This is a genomic window from Pseudobdellovibrionaceae bacterium (assembly GCA_023898385.1).
Lineage (GTDB): Bacteria > Bdellovibrionota > Bdellovibrionia > Bdellovibrionales > UBA1609.
On record CP060220.1, the window covers coordinates 2,879,036 to 2,892,907 of the forward strand.

The window sequence follows — 13,872 nt, forward strand, 5'->3', positions numbered from 1 at the left end:
GAGGCCATCGTGCACCATTTTTCACAAGGTATTAATACGAAGCAGGCGCACAAAGCCATCCCAGACGGCCACTTCGAAGAGGAACAAGGTCATCTGGGCTTCTTTGGCCCTGTCTCCCATTTAATTCGCAAACAACCAAGCACCCGCTGGACAAATATCGACGGTCCGCTGAAACCCAGACTGTATGATCTGGTTGAGTACAAATCTACCGATCAATGGCAGCGCCTTTTGTTCAATGATTCAGTTTCTATTGGGTATCAACATGTGACGGTGAAGTCAGCTGACCAGCTGGTGGGTGAGAGAAATGCCGATGGAGACATCGTTTATTTTTGTCATCAGGGGTCGGGGCAGATTTTGTCTGAATATGGTCAACTTGATTATCGGAGAGGGCATTATGTGATCATTCCAAAATGTGTCACATACACCGTGAATGCCACTGAGCCGACCACATTTTTGACCATCGAAAACCGAACAAGTCATTATGTGGAACCAGATCGCGGTATTGTTGGGCGGCATGCCGTTTTTGATGTGAATGCCATTGGCAAGCCCAATCTCGAAGTTCAGGAGTCCACGCTGTCTTCTGCTGGCATTGATATCAAACAGATTCGAGTCAAGCACTGTGATGAGCTAACGACCTATAGTTTCTCTAGCAATGTGTACGACGTTGTCGGTTGGAAGGGAGACCTGTTTCCCTATACGCTTCATATGGATGATATGATGCCACTGATGAGCCACAGGGCACATTTGCCGCCCAGTGCTCATAGTACTTTTGTGGCCAGAGACTTTGTGATCTGCACTTTTTTGCCTCGACCGCTTGAACATGACGAAGACGCATTGAAAGTGCCATTTTATCATCAGAACATCGATTACGATGAAGTGTTGTTTTATCACGATGGTGATTTTTTTAGTCGTGATAATTTGCACGCAGGCATGATGACTTTTCATCCTGCTGGATTTCCACACGGGCCGCACCCTAAGGCCATTGAGGCCGTGAAAACTAAAACAGAAACCAAAGAATATGCGGTGATGATTGATACCCGCTGGCCGCTAAAACAGGATAACTTTTTGGGTTCCGTGGAAGTGAAGGATTACTGGAAGTCTTGGCAAACAAAGTAGATATTCCGTGGGGTCATGATCTGACCCCAGATCAAGCAATGACTTTGGCCATAAAGCTGGCGCAAATGGGTAAAGGCCATGTAGAGCCGAATCCGCCTGTGGGCTGTGTGATTTTAAACCGCGAGGGCCATCTAATTGGGGCAGGTTATCATCGCAAATATGGTGGTGATCATGCAGAAGTGGCTGCACTAAAAAGTGCAGCCTCGTCGAACCTTGATGGCGCTGTTATTTACGTGACATTAGAGCCCTGTGCCCATCACGGGAAAACCCCTTCTTGCGCTAAGCACATTGCAAATCTACCGGTGCAAAAAGTTATATATGGCTTGCAAGATCCAAACCCCCTTGTGGCTGGACAAGGTGCAAAAATATTGTCTGATGCAGGTGTAATCGCTGAGCTGTGGGTGGGCGAAACAGATTCATTGTATGACTTGGTGGAAATGTTTTTTCATAACATGATTCATAAGCGAGCTTTTGTAACCTTAAAGGTGGCTACCAGCTTAGATGGGTTCATGGGGCTTCAGTCAGGGGAAAGTCAATGGATCACGGATGAGGTGGCCCGCAAGTACAGTCATTATCTTAGGGCACAGCATGGAGGTGTCGCAGTTGGGTTGGGTACCTATCGTCATGATAATCCCTCTCTCGACGTACGGCATGAAGATTACCCCGATAAAAAAAATACGGCAGTTATTCTTGATCCGTTGGGCGAAAGTTTTAAAACTTTGCCCCACTCAAAACTGGCGAGCTGTCATGACGAGAAAGATCGGTGGGTGGTCACTGGGGAATCAGCGCCACAAGTTGCGGGGCCATGGCAGCAAATCACTGCACCTATGTCGAGTCATGGTGAGTTTGATCTCATTGATCTGACAAAAGTCCTCTACGACAATGGTGTTCACTCGGTCTATGTCGAGGGCGGGGCTGCGACCTATGGATCATTTTTGCGGCAACAAGCGTGGAATCGTTTGCAGCTTTTTATGGCCCCCAAGATTATAGGGGGAAATGCCGGTCTTGGCTGGACGGCTGAAACAGGCGCCGATCGCCTCGATGATGCTTGGATTTTAGAAAAATCTTCGATCATGGACCTAGGTGGAGATTGGTTGATTTCGGGCCTTTCGCGTCAGACATTAAATGATCGCAAACCAATATAAACACAGGTTTTTTTGTTACCCCTAGGTAAGTCCAGAATTGTTTTCTGAGGTTCAGTCTTTTTCGACTTTGTCCGAAATATTCTAAGTATTAGTCCATGCAACTTAGGGTATTAAATGTCATCGGCAAAAAAACAAGCGAGCGCCTCGGAGAATTGGTACAGACACGTGCCATCATATCTGAGAACTAAGGTTGAATTCGTGGATCTCACGAAACCGGCTCACTTGGTTCAGGGGCCTAAGCCAGCCATTGACGTTTCCAGGACACTGCAGCCCGACTTGGTTGTAAATCATGTTCTCACAGAACATGTGGATTGCGTGGTGCAAGAGGGCAATCCCTTTTTTAGTACTGAGGTAGGAGCGGCCGCCATTATTTGTGGATCGCCGAAAGACTTTTTTAAATTTCCAGTTTCAACCATACTAAGCCCAAACGAGTTGAACAAGAAGTCGGAACAGAAGATGATGCGCCTTTTTGCCTCTTTTAAAGAGCCATCAGAAAAAACTAAGCTCCTGAACGACTTAAATCATGAGGCTCGCACCCTCTCTCGATCAGAGAGCTTCGTTTCAGAAGCGGCAATGGTAGCTGATGAATTGATTACAAACGCTATTTTTAATGCGCCGTTTGTCAGTGACGAAAATAGATCCGGTGCGGACCGTTCGTTGCGGACATTGATAAGCAAAGATCAGAAAAATTCAGAGTTTTTTGTGGCAACCGACGGGGATCGACTCATACTAGGTTGCCGCGACCCTTTTGGGGGACTGGATATTAACTATTTACTTAACAAAGTTTATCGCTGTTATGTTCAGGGTGTTGATAAAAATATCAACATGGGCCACGGTGGTGCGGGTATTGGCTCATTCATGGTATTCAACACCGGAGCGAGCTACTACTTGGCGGTTGAAAAAGGCAAGCAAACAATTGTGTGTGCCAGTTTGCCATTAAAAATGAGTGGTTCAAAGAGATCATTATTACCTAAGAATTTACTAAGTGTCACAATTAAGGAGGACATCTAAAATGGGTCAATTTAGTGTTAGTCAGAGTCAAGAAGGCAACGATGTGGTCTTGACGTTTCAGGGACAGATTGATGAAGATGCCAACTTCCAATCCGCATCTGGTGTGTCAGGCAGCTCCATTATACTGAATTTAGATGGCGTTACAGCGATCAATTCATGCGGTATTCGGGAGTGGATTAAGTGGTTGAAGGAGCTTCCGTCAGGGGCCTCAATCACCTACAAAAACTGTCCAAAAGTAATCGTTGATCAGATCAACATGGTGGCGGGATTTCTGCCAGACAATGCAAAAGTGGATAGTTTTTATGTCCCTTACTATTGTGAAGAATCTGGCAATGAAAAAATGGTGCTTTTCACGTCAGGAAAAGAGTTTAACGGAGACAGCGTGAATCCGCCAGACTCAGTTGTGGACGATGAGACGGGTGACGAAATGGAAATGGATGTCATTGAATCAAAATATTTTAAGTTTTTACAGGGATAGGGATATTTAGTGGATTATAGTATTTTTGACTCACTCATTGATGGCGTGTTCGTACTTCGTGCGGATCGATCCGTTTTGTATTGTAACGAAGCGGCAGCCACGTTGGCCGAGTCATCTGTTCGCCGTTTGACCCGCGGTGGACCCATCTATGACCACTTCAAATTTGACGATGAGACGCTTTTTGTCATGCCCAAAGGGGAATGGGGTAAAGATGAAGCCACACCCTACAAAGAGGTGGCATTTGAGCTTAAAAGCGGAAAGCTCGGGCGAGTGCAGTTGGCCATTCAGCCGTTTACGGATGCAGCAGGTGAGCTGCGATGGGTGTTGATGCTCCATGATGTGACCCTTGAAGAGGTGTTACACAAAAAATACCACAAGCAACTAGAAGAAAAAGAAGTGGTGATTGATGAGCTGAAAATAGCTCAGGAGAAGCTTGAAGCTTATAGCAAAAATTTGGAATCTATGGTTGAGGAAAGAACGCGTGAATTAAAATCAGCCAACCTCATGCTCAGTGCAATTATGGATAGCTTGGGACAGGGATTTTTGGTTTTTAATGAGGGTGGAGTCTGCTCGAAGATCTTCACTAAGGCCTGTGAAGATGTTCTTGAATGCAATCCTGCAGACAAAAATATTTGGGATGTGTTGCGCCTGGACTCTTCTGAGTCAGAGACATTTCAAATGTGGATGAAGGCCGTCTATTCAGAGGCATTGCCGTTTGCAGATTTAAAAAATTTAGCACCCAATGAATATAAACATAGCGAAAATCGGTTTATTGAACTCGATTATTATCCGTTAAATACAGATGAGGGATCTATCGGTAATGTGGTATTGGTAGCTACCGACAAGACAGCAGTTCGCGAAGCGAATTTGGCTCTAGAAAAAGAAAAGCAATTTGTAAAAATGGTTATGAAAATTGTGGCCAACAAAGGCCAGTTTTCAAAGTTTCTGGCAAGCTGTGTTGCGACCATTTCAAGCGTGAAGACGCTGGTGTCCCAATCTAGCGATCTTGATATTAACTATTTATTTAGACTTTTGCACACCCTTGAGGGCGAGGCGGCCACTTACTCAGCCAATGAGCTTTGGCGAGCTTCTCGAATGGTCCAGGAGGTATTGGAGCCGCTCAGAAGCGGTAAGGCCGAGAACCCAGAAGCGGTTATTGTTAATTTAAAGCGATCTGTTAACGATTTAGAAACATCATACTCTGATTTTATGGCAAACAACGAAAAGCTATTTACACTTACAGGTGTGGCGGGAAGCCGACGGGTTGAGGTCACTTTAGAGGAAGTTTCAGGGTTGATGGATGATTTGCGAAAAAGAGGAGTGCCCGAAGAGGCCTGCGTGCTTGTGCAAAACCTACTATTGGCGGAACCCGTAGCTCCCTTGTTCATGCACATGAATGATGTGGCCACTCTTGTGGCCGAAAGAACCGGAAAGAAGCTCAAGCCCATGTATGTGGAAGGTGGCGAGATTAGAGTTTATCCAGCAGCCTATGAAGAATTATTTAGCACCCTAGTGCATGCATTTCGAAACGCTGTGGATCATGGGATTGAGCCCCCTGAGGAACGACAGATGGCCGGGAAAGACGAACAGGGTCAAATTAAGGTTGTGGTGAAAAGCACAGACTCTGGTCAGCAGCAGTGGCTGGAATTCCACATTTGCGATGATGGCGGTGGAATTGATGCTTCGCGGGTTCGAAGAAAGATGCAGGAAATGGGTCGTGGCAATGAGATTGAGGGGCTATCGGATCACCAAGTTATACAATATATTTTTGATGACGGATTTAGCACCCGTGATTCTGTAAGTGATTTTTCGGGACGTGGAGTGGGAATGAGTGCGATAAAAGCCTCTGCTGAAGAATTGGGCGGTACCGTAGAAGTGCAAACACAGCCAGGTGTGGGTTCTCGACTTATGATTAAGGTGCCATTGATCGTGCCCAACGAACTTGTCGTCGCAGAGGCCATAGCCAGCTAGATTTTTTGAATTGTACCACAACCTTAGGCCAGTATAGGTGTTCAAAGCCGATAATAGAACTTCAAATTGCTGAGAAAAACTGAAAGAATAAGTTATTGCAACTAAGCGGCGAAGAGGTTTCGCGATATGTTTCCAAAAGAGACCCAAATTCTTGTAGTTGATGATTCAATGAATATTCGTCAGATCATTTGTGACAACTTAAGGCGACTTGGGTACACAAGAATTGAGTCTGCCGGAGACGCCAACGAGGGTTATGGACGTTTAATGAATCTCAAGAATGAGGGGTCACCGGTAGGTTTGGTGCTTTCCGACTTGAACATGCCTGGACCCAGTGGGCTTGATTTTCTTAAACAAGTGCGGGCCCAGCCTGAGTTTTCAAAGCTGCCTTTCGTATTGGTTACCACCGAAAGTGAAAAAGGCGCGGTCATTGAAGCCGCTGTGAATGGGGTGAGCGGCTACATCGTAAAACCTTTCAATTTAGAGACCCTCACGCAACGACTCAAAGAAGCCTGGAAAAAGCACGGACATGCGGGAAGCTGACCTAAGTCGAGTTAATTCTTAACAGCAAATTGCCGATACATTTAATGCAATGAAAAAGTCCGAAATCAACATTTTAGTTGTCGATGATGACTCATCGATATTAGAAGCATTAGTGCAGGCGGTGACTCGTTCTGGGTTTACAGCGTTGCCTGCCAGTAACGGAAAAGAAGCCATTCAAATAGCGAAGTTGAAACCTGTTCACTCCGCCATTGTGGACTGTATGTTGCCCGGCACGCCGGGAGTTGATTTAGTTCGGCAGCTCAAAAACACGTTGCCCAATCAGGATTCGTGTTTGTTTATTTTGATGAGCGGAATTTTTCGCGACAGATCATTTCCAGCCGAGGCCATGGGCAAGACCGGGGCGAAAGAATTCTTTTTAAAGCCCTTTGATAATCGAGAAATCCTAAAGGTTTTGGAACAAGAATTAGCACACCATGTGGATGTGCCGAAGGTGGACTTGCATTCGCTCCTGTCGCAGCCATTTGCTTCGCAGCGAGAGCGACGTAAAGCTCTGGATCATGTGGAAGACATGTATGGATACGATCTTCCCTTCATGCTTTGCATATTGATGGATGCCGGTAGCTCAGGGCACCTAAATATCGTCAATGAAAACCATGAGATTTACGGGATCACCGTGGCCGAAGGACAAATAGCCAAGGTCGATACGGAAAAGTCGAAAGACCGACTTCAGGAGTTACTAGAGAAAAAAGGTTTTGTTTCAGCGAAAGAAATTTCTGAACTCGAAGTACAAAACAAAAAAGGTGACCTAATAAAAAATCTGATCCATGAGGGTCTATTGAGCCCCCACGCGATGACTGAAGTGCTTCCCGAACAGATCTTAATGGAATTACGACATTTAGTTACGGCAAGCAAGGTTCAAGTGAATTTTTCGCCAGATAGAAAACTGAAGGGGCAGGGCGGGTGTATAGATCTTGTGGCATTCACTTCTGAGCTTGAGAGAATGATCGAAAAGCAGATCCCCGTGGATTGGTTAGTAGATTTTTATTCTGCGTGGATGGATCACCCTATTGTACTTGGGCCCAATTATGATGACCATAGCTCAGTTCTAAAAATGCACCTGGTTCGCAGCGCGGGCGCGGAATTTATCGAGTGTGTGCGCGGCGGTTGCACCTTAAAAGAAATTAACGACAGGTTTGATGCAACTAAAATGCAAAGCATCTACCGGGGACTTCACCTATTGGCATTGCGGCGCTTGGTGGTGTTTGCGGAGTCGAAGAAATCCAGTGATTTCACCGAGAAGAATTCGAGAATTGAGGAGTTTTTGAAGCAATTCAAAACTAAAAATGCGGTCCAGATTTTTCAGTTTCTCGGAGCCTCAGACAGAATGACCGCCGACGAAGTGAGTCGGATATATAAAGAAATCGCCAAAGAGTACCACCCCGATCGATTGCCAGTATCTGCACCTGAGGCTTTGAAAAAGAAAGCCCATGACTTATTTGCTATAATATCAAGTGCACAAGATGTTTTAGTACATCAAGATAAGAGAGCAAAGTTTTTTGAAGAGCTGAAGCAAGAAGAGGCTAAAAAGCAAATGTTGTCGGAAGATTTACTAGGGCATGCCAAAAATAATTTGGTTTTAGGTAAGTACAAAGAAGCCCAAGAGCAACTGGAAGAGGCCGAGAATTTATTTTCGTCTTCAGCCAACCAAATGCACCTAATCTGGGTGAAACTGAAGCGGGCCACCGGAGAAGTTCCACTGGAAGTTTTAGCCGAAATGCAGGAGCAACTAAGGCGTACCGACCCAGACTTAAAAACTAAAGCCACTTTTCATTTTGTGAGCGGATTAGTTCATTTAGCAATGAGAGACGTGGCCACTGCAGCCAAAGACTTTCAAAAAGCCAATCAGATTGACAACAGGTTTATGCCGGCCCGACGAGAGCTGGCCAGCTTAAAATCCGTAAGTGGCAAAAAAGTGTCCACGAAAGACCTCCTCACGGGTGATTTATCATCAGTTGTGGGTAGCTTTTTTAAGAAGAAACGGTAGTTCCCTTAATGGTCTGTTGGGTGGTGGTCTACACCTGCTTCGTTAGATTTTCCGTCTAATAGTTTTCTGATGTTCTGCTGAAGAATTGCTTCTAGTACCATAAGTTCATTTTCAGTAGGTAGATTTTGAAGGAGAAGCCGCTTTAACGTGATGTAGGCGCTGGCTTTTCTTGCTTCAATGTCAAAGCCCATAGCTTCGAGCCATTGCCGAATGGATTGGTCTGGAAAGACCATTTGTTTTTCTGAAACTCTCGTGTCGAGCTCTTGAGATTGCCAAGTTTTAGTGTCGTCAGAATCCCCCATCAGTTCTTCGGCCGTGATAAAAATGGCCAACAATACAGCTTGTGATAAATTTAAACTGGCAAATTTACCGTACGTGGGTAAAGAGCTGCAATAATTAACAAAAGCCATATCGTCAGCGTTGAGCCCGTGGTCTTCGGGACCAAAGATAAGGTAGATAGGTTTATTGGCTAAATCACTTTGGTGGTCAGAGGACAGGCGTTTCATCAGGGGGCGAAGGGGTATGAGCGGACGGCGTTTCCCGCCCCGCCGTGAAAAAGCAATGCGAATGCCATCACCCTCGGCACGGTAAAAATCCTCCCAAGAAGAATACGACGTAGCTTGCTGTAAGGGTTCTTGCGCGCTGGCCGCGCCCTGTTTGGCCTTTGAGTTGATATCAGTTTTTGGATCCACAAGAATCAGCCGAGAACCACCCATATTGGCCATTGCACGGGCCGCAGCGCCAATGTTTGAAGAATATTTTGTGCGAACCAATACGACGTTAATTTTAACCATAGCTAGGAGAAGTGCGGATGATCCGTAAGAAGATAGTTTTTAAAATAGTCTTCAATGCCCTTTTCTAGCGGCCATTGGGGCAGGGAGAGATCTTGATCTTTAAGTTTATCCATTTTGGCTTCGGTAAAATACTGATACTGTTTTCGTAGATCTTCAGGAATATCAATCCAGTCTATGTCCAAAGTTCGGTCCATGCAGGCAAAAATTCCTTTTGCCATATCAAGCCAGGTCCGGGCCTCGCCATATCCCATGTTGTAGATTCCATTTGCAGTATCGGGTTTATTCAGCAGTTCTAACATCCACCGAGTAATATCCTTCACGTAGACAAAATCACGTTTTTGTTCACCATCTTTGTAGTCTGGGTGATGGGATCGAAACAATTTTAAGCGACCGGTTTCGTTAATTTGTTTGAAGGCTTTGTAGGCGACACTGCTCATTGGGCCTTTATGGTATTCATTGGGCCCATAGACATTGAAAAAGCGAAGGCCATACCAAGAATCGGGTGTGGTCGCTTGCTGTACGACCCATTTATCAAAATTTAACTTTGAGGCGCCATACGGGTTAAGCGGGCTAAATGTGTCTGGAGGGGTGCGGTCGTCAAACCCGTTTTCACCTCCACCATATACGGCTCCGCTACTGGCATAGATATAGGGAACGTTATGCAGAGTGCATAACTCAAAAAGGTGTTGAGTGTATTCGGTGTTATTAACTCTAAGATAATCGACGTTTTTTTCAAGAGTAGATGAGCAAGCTCCCATGTGAAAAATGGCCTGGCAGTCTTTTAATAGGCTGGATTCACGTAACAAGGGAAGAACTTCATCCGTATGAACAAATTGACGGAATTTGAGACCTTTTAAAAGCTCGGGCCGATCCTCTGGGCGAACAGTATCGGTGCAAATAATGTCATCAATACCGGATTGATTAAGCTCCCAAACCATAGCGCTACCGATAAATCCGTTAGCTCCGGTGACAATGATCATTGAGTCCTCCTGATAGGTTAGGTGCCAAAGGTTGAATCTATGGCCTGGCCAGCGATCTGTTGACGCAGCAGGCTGAAAATGTAAACCCGGCAGCTAACGCAAATAGCAGATTTTTTAATAGGGGAGTAGAGCTAAATGCTCTCTTTGCACTCTTCCACCATATCTAAAATCTCGGCCATAATTTGTTGGGCCTTTTTAGAGGGGAGGTTGTCAGGTTCCACCGTGGGGAGGCGATGGAGCGTGGGCGCGGTGTCTTGGTGGTAAATGAGCTCTTCGATGATTTTTTGAACGCTATGGTGCTCTAAACCCTTTTTGCGGGCATCCATGATGTGTTGAACGATGTAAATAAGCGCGTTACCAGTGAGTCGATCCTCGCGATTGATGATCGAGGCTCGTTGTTCTAGGGTCTTCAATAGGGTCTTTCTGGACCCATTGCCGGCGCAAGATAGGATCATTTCTAAATAGGTTCTTTGAAAGTCTTCGATTTTTCGTTGCTGATATTTAGTTAGGCTTTTTGGATTTTCAACCTCTTCCGCCAACATCAAATTACGTAAGTCTTCAGCGGGCGCCCCATCAGGGTGACTCTGCAAAATATGGGGAAGCTGGGCCAATAATTTTCGCATATTGTATAGAGCTGGCGTATTCACGCCATCTTCCACGGCTTCTTCTTCAGAGGTGGCCTTTGTCTTTTCAAGATTCTCGAAGGTGCGGTAGAGGCGATCAACAAGGTCTTTGTGTTGATCTTGCAGTCTATCTATCTGTGACTTGGTAAGCCCCACTTGAAACAAAAAGTAATCAATAAGTTTTTCTTTAAAAAGACTGTCAAACCGCTGAAGTATTGGGTGCTTTGAAAACTCAGCTAGCGGTGTTTTCTTCTTTGTTTTTAGAAATTCAATCAGCTGAGCAAATTCTTGCACGATAAGGCGAGCTTTTTGTTTTTGTTCGTTGAGGTTGGTGGACCATCTTTCAACATCATCATATCGGTATTTATCGTGGCGAAGGCCAAACTGTCGGATGCTCCCGTAATCTATAATTCCGGCATCGAGCAAAACATTGTCGCCGTCCCAGTCGAGCCACGCAAAAATATATTCTCGTTCTAGTCGCGCACAGAATGTCGCAAAATCCGAACAAACTTGATCAAGCATCAGGTCATAGCGATTCTCAGCCAAAACGCCAAAGGGCCATTTGCGGTTTTTAGCCTGCCGGCGGATGACAAAGTCAGTGGCCCGTTGAAGGGCATCATGGTTTTCTTGCTTTAGATAAACAAACAAGTGGGCTGGTCGAAATAGGTTTTGGGCCGCTCGTACGCCAATGCCCATGCCGTTTCCAATATCAATGATTGTGAGGACTCGTTCGGTATGAATTCCCCGTCGATGAATGATTTCTGCCATAATGGCTGCAGAATAGAGTTCGTCAATTTCAGCTAACCCGCAACCGTAGCCAAAGTCTGTTGACCCAGATTGTAGCGGCTTGCCTGCTTCTACCGCACCGGGCGCCAAAGCTGTAACCCCTGTGCCACGGCTACTGATATCCCAAATTTTATTTTTATGCTCAAATGTGCCGTTCCAAATTCCTCGGCCGTCGCCAGAAGTCTTACCCTGTTTGTTTCTATGTTGAAGCTGTAGATAGCGGGTGGCCATATAGGGGTGAGGCTTCACGAGGGAAGGCTTAAATTGCTTGTTATTTGTTTGGTCAAACTCATTAATGATTCGTAAGGAGAATGTTTTTACAAGTTTTTTAGCAAGGTCAGGATTCATCACGGGGGAATGATTTTCATGAACAAGCCCCATTTCTTTTGCGAGATCAAAATTGAAATAGGCAATTTTGCCGGCCTTCAATTCGCGCACAGGGTAATTGACGCACCCTTCTGGCATGGCCAGCTGCCAGGGATGTTCCCCATTTATTTGATCAAAGGCTGGATAGGCCTCTTTGGGTTGGGGAGAATCATTAGTTTTGTTTGCCGCTGCTGCCATAACATATGCTATATCGGTGACATGACTCGCCGACTAAAGCATTTCTCGACCAAGGCCCATGGAGTATTTTTGTATTATGAAATCTGATGATCTCTACAAATTAATGACCAGCCGAAAGTCGATTCGAAAGTTTAAACCGGAGCCGATTCCTCGTGAAATTTTGGATCGTGTTTTAGCCGCAGGAATGCAGGCCCCCTCTGGCAAAAACCGACAAAACTGGCGTTTTTTTGTGGTCACAGGTGAAAAGCGAAACGCCTATTTGAAGTATTCGCAAAAAAGTTGGCTTGGCATTAAAGACATTTTGAAGGAGCGTCTTAAGCCCTCGCTTTATGAATTCACAGAACGATTTTTTTTCACATTGGGCGACGCACCTGTCATTTTTTTTTGCTATTCAATGAATGATCCGGATGAGCGATATCTAACCAGTGTAGGTAGTGTATATATGGCCGTGCAGAACATGATTCTTGCCGCCGTGAGCGAAGGTCTCGGGACTTGCCCCATGGGCGCTCCACTAGAAATTGAAACGGAAGTGAATCGATTTCTAGAAATTGAAAAAATCAAAATGAAAGAAGGGGCTGAGCTTCAGTTGCTATGTGCGCTAGTGTTGGGTTTTCCAGACCACGATCCGCCGAAAGCTCCACGGCAAACAGATGGTCGGGTTGTTTGGCTAGCCTGAAACAACAATTGGCGCAAATCCACCCTGTGGCGTAGAAAAGTTTGTCACTTGCCCCTTATAGACGCGGGCTGTAGCCAGTTGAATTCGATCTTTGTAGACATAAAAACGAATGTCGTATTTCCATTGGCCATCTTCGGTTTCTGCAGCCGGGAAGTACTCTTGCACCAGCGTGTCTTCTTTGAGGAGGCGCTCGAAAGTGCCCTTTGTAATCGATTTTCCTCGATAGGTTGATTTGCCGCCATGCGATCTTTTTGGTTTGAAAAACCAGTGCTTTCGTTCTGTCCAGAGCGTATCAGGATCCGAAAATTCAGAGATATCTTTGGTTTTTAGCAAAACTTCTGCGATTGTATCGGGCAGGTCAGGGGCAAGTCCCCATTCGACCATTCGTTGTTTGTCGGCAATCAATAGATACTCTTTCGGTTGAGGAGAAAGACCCACCACTTTTGTTAGGTAAGCGGCCCGCAATTTTTCTGATCGGCGTTCGCGCAATAGAAAATCGCAGTAACGGTTGTATATAAAATTGCCACCGGCAACCTTGTTGGTTTGAGCGTGAAATTCTAGGTCCTCAAAATCTATCAAACTTGCGCTGAATCCCCATTGTCGAAAGAGATCTTCGTAAAGTAAAAATTCAGGATACATCTTTTGCTGTTTTAAGGTTTCATCCATAATCAGAATGTGCGAAGTCCCACCGCCGTTAAACAACTGTAATTCACTTGTAAATGAGTTTTTCAAAACCATAAGCGGATTGATTTGCGGAAAAGGCTTTAACCCATGGGTCAGGTAACTGAGGTAGGCAAAAAGGTAACCGGCTCCGTTAGTATTGACTTCAATGAGGCGAGCCTGTTGAGTGTTAGGATCTACATGAAAGTCATAGGCCATGAGCACAGAAAACTGCTCGGTCTTAAAGTCCAAGATTTCTTGGTCTTGTTTAGAGAGGTGCGGGCGAAGTTGATCAGCATATGAATCAGTGTGAGTCCATGCAAAGGTGTCAGCAATGGCTTTTTGAATTTTTCCGTACAGAGAGGGGGAGAGATTAACGGTCTGCGCACCAGCCAAATACTCCAATGGAAATGCTGAGCGCCCGGCTGCAGCCGCATCGGGAAAAAGAATTTTCAAGTGCCCAAAACATGATTCAGCGAACGACTCTTTACCCATATTTCCTCAAAAAAAACGCGCTCAGAAT

12 protein-coding genes are annotated in these 13,872 nt (G+C 45.4%); 8 read left to right on the plus strand and 4 right to left on the minus strand.

Translation table 11 applies throughout. The annotated features are described in order from the left end of the window. The first annotated feature begins 9 nt into the window (after positions 1 to 9). From H6626_13265 to H6626_13295, 7 genes are all read left to right on the plus strand, one after another. On the plus strand, positions 10 to 1,116 hold the full coding sequence (locus tag H6626_13265; protein ID USN47141.1) for a homogentisate 1,2-dioxygenase: 1,107 nt from the start codon (positions 10 to 12) through the stop codon (positions 1,114 to 1,116). Further along, a complete protein-coding gene (ribD, locus tag H6626_13270; GenBank protein ID USN47142.1) occupies positions 1,101 to 2,261 on the plus strand; it encodes a bifunctional diaminohydroxyphosphoribosylaminopyrimidine deaminase/5-amino-6-(5-phosphoribosylamino)uracil reductase RibD in 1,161 nt (386 codons plus the stop codon). The genes H6626_13265 and ribD overlap by 16 nt, the downstream gene beginning before the upstream one ends. A gap of 114 nt (positions 2,262 to 2,375) precedes the next feature. Further along, complete coding sequence (locus tag H6626_13275) at positions 2,376 to 3,272, plus strand: hypothetical protein (protein ID USN47143.1); 897 nt, start codon at positions 2,376 to 2,378, stop codon at positions 3,270 to 3,272. A gap of 1 nt (position 3,273) precedes the next feature. Continuing rightward, positions 3,274 to 3,750 (plus strand): hypothetical protein, encoded by a 477-nt coding sequence (locus H6626_13280; protein USN47144.1) that lies wholly within the window; start codon positions 3,274 to 3,276, stop codon positions 3,748 to 3,750. Between the two features lie 9 nt (positions 3,751 to 3,759). After that, positions 3,760 to 5,721 (plus strand): PAS domain-containing protein, encoded by a 1,962-nt coding sequence (locus tag H6626_13285; GenBank protein USN47145.1) that lies wholly within the window; start codon positions 3,760 to 3,762, stop codon positions 5,719 to 5,721. Positions 5,722 to 5,847: 126 nt separating this feature from the next. Next, positions 5,848 to 6,261, plus strand: coding sequence for a response regulator (locus H6626_13290; protein USN47146.1), 414 nt, complete (start codon positions 5,848 to 5,850; stop codon positions 6,259 to 6,261). Positions 6,262 to 6,310: 49 nt separating this feature from the next. Beyond that, positions 6,311 to 8,266 carry a response regulator gene (locus H6626_13295; GenBank protein USN47147.1) on the plus strand — a complete coding sequence of 652 codons (1,956 nt, stop codon included), beginning with the start codon at positions 6,311 to 6,313 and terminating at the stop codon, positions 8,264 to 8,266. A gap of 5 nt (positions 8,267 to 8,271) precedes the next feature. On the opposite strand, the gene H6626_13300 is transcribed toward H6626_13295, so the two are convergent. From H6626_13300 to H6626_13310, 3 genes are all read right to left on the minus strand, one after another. After that, positions 8,272 to 9,060: an RNA methyltransferase gene (locus H6626_13300; protein ID USN47148.1), complete on the minus strand. Its 789-nt coding sequence runs from the start codon at positions 9,058 to 9,060 to the stop codon at positions 8,272 to 8,274. 2 nt (positions 9,061 to 9,062) lie between these two features. Next, the gene (gene rfaD, locus H6626_13305) at positions 9,063 to 10,040 is read right to left on the minus strand and encodes an ADP-glyceromanno-heptose 6-epimerase (protein ID USN47149.1); all 978 of its coding nucleotides are present in this window, start codon (positions 10,038 to 10,040) and stop codon (positions 9,063 to 9,065) included. Positions 10,041 to 10,171: 131 nt separating this feature from the next. Beyond that, on the minus strand, positions 10,172 to 12,013 hold the full coding sequence (locus H6626_13310; protein ID USN47150.1) for a hypothetical protein: 1,842 nt from the start codon (positions 12,011 to 12,013) through the stop codon (positions 10,172 to 10,174). A gap of 76 nt (positions 12,014 to 12,089) precedes the next feature. Here H6626_13310 and H6626_13315 point away from each other — a divergent pair, with 76 nt between their 5' ends. Continuing rightward, positions 12,090 to 12,689 carry a nitroreductase family protein gene (locus H6626_13315; protein USN47151.1) on the plus strand — a complete coding sequence of 200 codons (600 nt, stop codon included), beginning with the start codon at positions 12,090 to 12,092 and terminating at the stop codon, positions 12,687 to 12,689. Here H6626_13315 and H6626_13320 read toward each other — a convergent pair. Further along, complete coding sequence (locus H6626_13320; GenBank protein USN47152.1) at positions 12,681 to 13,844, minus strand: hypothetical protein; 1,164 nt, start codon at positions 13,842 to 13,844, stop codon at positions 12,681 to 12,683. The two genes, H6626_13315 and H6626_13320, sit on opposite strands and share 9 nt — an antisense overlap. Between the last annotated feature and the right edge of the window lie 28 nt (positions 13,845 to 13,872).